This window comes from Novosphingobium sp. PC22D, assembly GCF_002556635.1.
Lineage (GTDB): Bacteria > Pseudomonadota > Alphaproteobacteria > Sphingomonadales > Sphingomonadaceae > Novosphingobium.
In genome coordinates this window covers 1-1,403 of record NZ_MWMO01000046.1, presented here as the reverse complement: position 1 = coordinate 1,403, position 1,403 = coordinate 1, and the positions used below count along the sequence as shown (strand labels likewise).

Here is a 1,403-nt window from a genome sequence, read left to right as displayed (position 1 = left end):
CGGGTGACCGAGGAGCGCGACATCCTAAAAACGTATGGCCCGCCCCGTCCGCAAGGGGTTTATCAAAGACGGCACGATGGTCTGCATCAACGTATCCGGTCTCAAGGCAGATGCCCTGGCCAAGATGGATATCCGCGCAGTCTGGTCCTCATAAAAGCGCCGGTGCCGAGCACCACATTTAGAACCAGGTCTCCAGACTGCCGGTACGACCCGTTATGCCATCTTCAGTTCACCTCACGCAGACAGTGTGAGCGGTCGGCGCTGGTGCCGCCCGCTATCTCTAACGATCAGACGGCGGCAACCGCCTCTCGATTGAAGTCCTTTTCATGCTGCAGCACCGCCCACGCGATGCGCGCCAGCTTCGCCGCCAGCGCCACCACCACGACATTGGGATGCGCGCGCGTCAACATGGCCTGCAGCCAGGCACCGAGCTGGTTCGGCTTGGCAGCGAGATGCGGCATAGCGGCACGAGCACCGTGGATCAGCTGTTTGCGTAAGTAGCCATTCCCGCGCTTGCTAATTCCTAGCAGCTTCGTTTTGCCGCCCGTCGAGTGTTGTCGCGGCGTCAGCCCGAGCCATGCTGCGAGGTCGCGCCCCTTGGCGAAGGCGCTGCCGTCACCGATGGCGGCCAGCAGAGCAGTCGCGTTGATGACGCCGATGCCGGGGATGGTCGCCAACCGCCGTGCCTGTGCATCTTCGCGGGTCAGTGCGGCAAGTTCGTCGTCATAAGCCCTGATCCGTTGATCGAGCCCCGCCCACTCCCCGCGAAGATCAGCCAGCAAAGTGGCGGTACGAGCACTGACGGCCGGATCGCCCGTCATGAGATCCTCGAGACGACGCATCAGGTTGATACGCCCCTTGGGTAGAATGATCCCGCGCTCGAGCAACACCGCCCGCAATTGGTTGATAAGTGCGGTGCGTGCATTGACCAGTCGCTCCCGCACCCGGTGCAGGATCTGCAGGTCGAGTTGATTCTCGCTTTTCAGCGATACGAAACGCATCGTCGGACGTGTCGCCGCTTCGGCGATCGCCTCGGCATCGCGGTCGTCGGTCTTCTGCGCCTTGACGTAAGGCTGGACATATTCCGGCGACATCAGCCGGATCGTATGTCCGTGCAGTGCCAAGGTCCGACCCAAGAAATGCGCGCCGCAGCACGCCTCCATCGCGATCACGCACGGCGGCAAGGTTGTTGCGAACGTCACGATCGCGTCGCGCGTCATTCGTTTGCGCATTACCACCGCACCGCTCGCATCCATGCCCGCCAAGCTGCAGCTGTTCTTGCCCAGATCGATCCCGAGCACGGCAATAGGCGTATTCGTCATCGGTTCTCTCCCTTCGGTCTGACGCCATCATAGCGCCAGCTGATAAGGGGCGGGCCATTCCATAAAAGCCACCGCGTATTT

Annotated in this window: 1 protein-coding gene; it reads right to left on the bottom strand. The window is 61.8% G+C overall.

The window, feature by feature from the left end:
* Positions 1-287: 287 nt before the first annotated feature.
* Positions 288-1,322 (bottom strand): IS110 family transposase, encoded by a 1,035-nt coding sequence (locus tag B2G71_RS23535; RefSeq protein WP_098109089.1) that lies wholly within the window; start codon positions 1,320-1,322, stop codon positions 288-290.
* Between the last annotated feature and the right edge of the window lie 81 nt (positions 1,323-1,403).

Bases quoted from the DNA above. Each gene is read 5' to 3' on its own strand.
- B2G71_RS23535 (WP_098109089.1), bottom strand. From the start codon at position 1,322: ATGACGAATACGCCTATTGCCGTGCTCGGGATCGATCTGGGCAAGAAC.